Source organism: Delftia sp. ZNC0008 (genome assembly GCF_000799035.1).
Taxonomy (GTDB): domain Bacteria; phylum Pseudomonadota; class Gammaproteobacteria; order Burkholderiales; family Burkholderiaceae_C; genus Comamonas; species Comamonas tsuruhatensis.
In genome coordinates this window covers 1-3,809 of the sequence record NZ_JTKZ01000367.1, presented here as the reverse complement: position 1 = coordinate 3,809, position 3,809 = coordinate 1, and the positions used below count along the sequence as shown (strand labels likewise).

2 pseudogenes are annotated in these 3,809 nt (G+C 68.4%); both read left to right on the top strand.

Features of this window, described 5'->3' with window-relative positions:
- Positions 1-8: 8 nt before the first annotated feature.
- A pseudogene (locus L995_RS12265) lies at positions 9-1,931 on the top strand (methyl-accepting chemotaxis protein); the annotation flags it as partial.
- Positions 1,932-1,981: 50 nt separating this feature from the next.
- Positions 1,982-3,809: pseudogene (locus L995_RS12260) on the top strand (hybrid sensor histidine kinase/response regulator); the annotation flags it as partial.

Below are 3,809 nucleotides of genomic sequence, written 5' to 3'. Positions count from 1 at the left end.
CCGCGTAGCTGGCCGCCACCGGCCAGGCGCTGATGCAGTCGCAGCGTCTGGCCAAGTCGGTCTCGCAGGCGCTGACGGGCGCGGCATCCTCCTTTGTGGACGTGCAGGACAGCTCCGGCGTGCTGGCGCGCAACGTGCGCGCCATTGCCTCGGGCGACGACTCCATGGGCGTGCGCCCGCTGGGCGGCGCCTATGCCGACGAACTGGCCCAGATCACGCCGCTGATGGAGCGCGCCGAGCAAAGCGCCAAGGTGGTGATGGACCAAAAGCAGATCCTGACCCAGGTCGGCGACGCGCTGCGCACCATCAACCGGCAGTCCTCGGACCTGCTGGAGATCGCCGAAACCATCTCCTCGCTGAAGCTGCAGCAGGGCGCCAGCCCGGCGGAAATCTCCGCTGCCGGCCAGCTCGTGATGCTGACCCAGCGTATCGGCAAGTCGGCCAACGAATTCCAGACCGCCGAAGGCGTGAGCCCCGAGGCCGTGTTCCTGCTGGGCAAGGACTTGAACTCGTTCAAGGAAATCTCCGAAAGCCTGCTGAGCGGCAGCAGCGAGCTGCGCCTGCCTCCCACGCGCGACGCCCAGACCCGCGAGCAGATCGAGGCGCTGATCAAGCTCTACGAAGAGACCCGCAGCGAGGCCAGCGCCATTTTGGGCAACCTGCAGGGCCTGGTGTCCGCCCGCGAAGCCCAGACCGCCATCAACGCCGACAGCGAACCGCTGCGCCGCCATCTGGAAGACCTGCAGAACAAGCTGCAAAGCGGCGCCGGCATCGGCTCGCTGCCCATGGGCCTGCTGGCGCTGGCCACGGTGCTGGTGCTGCTGTGCGGCGTGGGCCTGTCCCGCGTGCAGCTGCTCGACAGCCGTCTGCGCCAGGAAGCGGCCGAACGCCGCCAGGAAGAGTCCCGCGTGCAGGAGCATGAAGCCAAGCGCATCAACGATGCCAACCAGGCCGCGATTTTGCGCTTGATGAACGAACTGCAATCGGTGGCCGAAGGCGATCTGACGCAGGAGGCCACCGTGACCGAGGACATCACCGGCGCCATTGCCGACTCGGTGAACTACACGGTGGAAGAGCTGCGCGCCCTGGTGGGCAGCGTGCAGAACACGGCAACGCGCGTGGCACAGACCACGGCCGAGGTGGATGCCAACTCCACCGAGCTGCTGGCCGCGTCGACCGAACAGCTGCGCGAGATCCGCGAAACCGGCCGCTCCGTGCTGGACATGGCAGGCCGCATCAACGAGGTCTCGACCCAGGCGCAGGAATCTGCCCAGGTGGCGCGCCAGTCGCTGGAAGCTGCGGACCTGGGCCTGAAGGCCGTGCAGAACGCCATCGGCGGCATGAACTCCATCCGCGACCAGATCCAGGAAACCTCCAAGCGCATCAAGCGGCTGGGCGAATCCTCGCAGGAGATCGGTGAAATCACCGAGCTGATTTCCGACATTACCGAGCAGACCAACGTGCTGGCGCTGAACGCCGCCATCCAGGCCGCATCGGCCGGTGAAGCCGGTCGCGGCTTCTCGGTGGTGGCCGAAGAAGTGCAGCGCCTGGCTGAGCGCTCGGCAGATGCGACGCGCCAGATCGCGGCGCTGGTGAAGGCGATTCAGACCGACACCCAGGATGCCGTGGCCGCCATGGAGCGCTCTACCCAGGGTGTGGTCGAGGGGGCGCGACTGTCCGACTCCGCAGGTACCGCGCTGACCGAGATCGATACCGTGTCGCGCCACCTGGCCGAGCTGATCGAGCTGATCTCCTCGTCCACCTCGCGCGAGGCCGTCCTGGCCAACGACGTGGCCGAGAACATCCAGCACATTTTCGCGGTGACGGAGCAGACGGGCGAAGGCACGCGCACCACGGCGCAGCAGGTGCGCGAACTCTCGCACATGGCCGAGGAACTGCGCCAGTCGGTGGCGCGTTTCAAGATTGCCTGACCCGGTCCAACATAGCTATGCACAGGCCCTAGGGGCTTGGGGAACTGTCCATGTCAGTGGTTGACGAATCGCAAACGGGCGCGGCGCAGGCCGCGCACACCGAACAGGACCTGGGCCCGCTGGCCTGGGTGCTCGATGAGCTGCGCAAGTCGCTGGAAGGCGCGAGCAAGGCCGTGGCGCGTTTCGTGCGCGATGCCGATGCGGCGCGCGCCTCGGACCTTGAGGAGCTTGACACCTCGGCCCTGCGCATCGCCCGCCAGCAGTTGCACCAGGCCTGCGGCGCCCTCGAAATGGTGGGCCTGGGCTCTCCGGCCCTGGTGCTGCGCGGCATGGAAAGCGCCGTGCAGCGCTTCGTGCAGCGCCCCGAGCTGTGCACCGACCAGGCTGCCGCCACGCTGGAGCGCGCCAGCTTTGCCCTGATCGAATACCTGGAAACCGTGCTGGCCGGCAAGACCGTCTCGGCCGTGGCCCTGTTTCCCCAATACCGCGACACCCAGGCGCTGGCCGGCAACGACAAGGTGCATCCGGCCGATCTGTGGCCTGCCGAGCGCCGCGCGCGCGAGCCCGAATGGGCGCGCCAGGCCGAGCCGCTGGCCTACGGGCCCGATGCCCGTGCCCTGCTCGACGGCGTGGTGCTGCGCATGGTCAAGAGCGATGACCGCGAGGCCGCCGCCCAGATGCGTGACCTGTGCCTGCGCTTTGCCGTGGCCCAGACCGAGGATGTCACTGCACGCAGCTTCTGGAAGGTGGCCGCTGGCTTCTTCGACGCGCAGTCGCGCGGCCTGATCGTTGTCGACCTCTATGTGAAACGCATGGCCTCGCGCGTGCTGCTGCAGTACGCGGCCATGGCCAAGGGCGACCGCACGCCGCCTGCGCGCCTGCTGCAGGACCTGCTGTTCTTCTGCGCTCAGGCGCGCCCGGCCGAGCAGGCCGGCGCTGCCCTGCAGGCCGTGCGCCAGGCCTATGGCATGCAGGCCCAGCCGCAGGTGGACTACCAGCAGACCCGCTTTGGCCGCTACGACCCGGCCGTGCTGGTGCAGGCGCGCAAGCGCATCACCACGGCGGCGGAGACCTGGTCCGCCCTGGCAGGCGGCGACCGTGCGCGCACCAAGATCGTGGTGGACCAGTTCGCCCAGGTGGCCGAATCCCTGGTCAAGCTGCACCCGGCCAGCCATGGCCTGGCGCGCATGCTGATCAAGGTGGCCGAAACCGTGGCCCGCATCGGCGAGCCGCCGCCGGCGGAACTGGCCATGGAAGTGGCCACCTCCGTGCTCTATCTGCAGGCGGCCTTTGCCACCATGGACATGGGCGACGAGGAACTGGCCGAGCAATCCGCCAACCTGGTACAGCGCCTGGAGGAATCCCTGCAGGGCGCGCCCGCGCGTCCGCTGGAGCCGTGGATGGAGGAGCTGTACCGTCAGGCCAGCGACCACCAGACCATGGGCTCGGTCGTGGGGGAGTTGCGTGCCACGCTGGCCGAGGCCGAGCGGCACCTGGACCAGTATTTCCGCAACCCCGCCGATGCCACCGTGCTGGCGCCGGTGTCTGGCCAGATGGCGCAGATGCGCGGCGTGCTGTCCGTGCTGGGTCTGGACCAGGCCACCCAGGCCATGCAGCGCATGCGCGAAACCGTGGAGCGGCTGGTATTGGGCGAGATCGCCGAGTCAGAACGTGCCCAGGTCTTCGACAAGCTGGGCAACAGCCTGGGCGCCATGGGTTTCCTGATCGACATGCTGAGCTACCAGCGCAGCATGGCGCGCAAGCTCTTTGTCTATGACGAGGCCGAAGGCGGCCTGCGCATCCTGATGGGCCGCCGTGGCCACCGCGCCGACGACGCGGGCAAGGCGCCCGAGCAGCTGCCGGCCCTGGACAACGCGG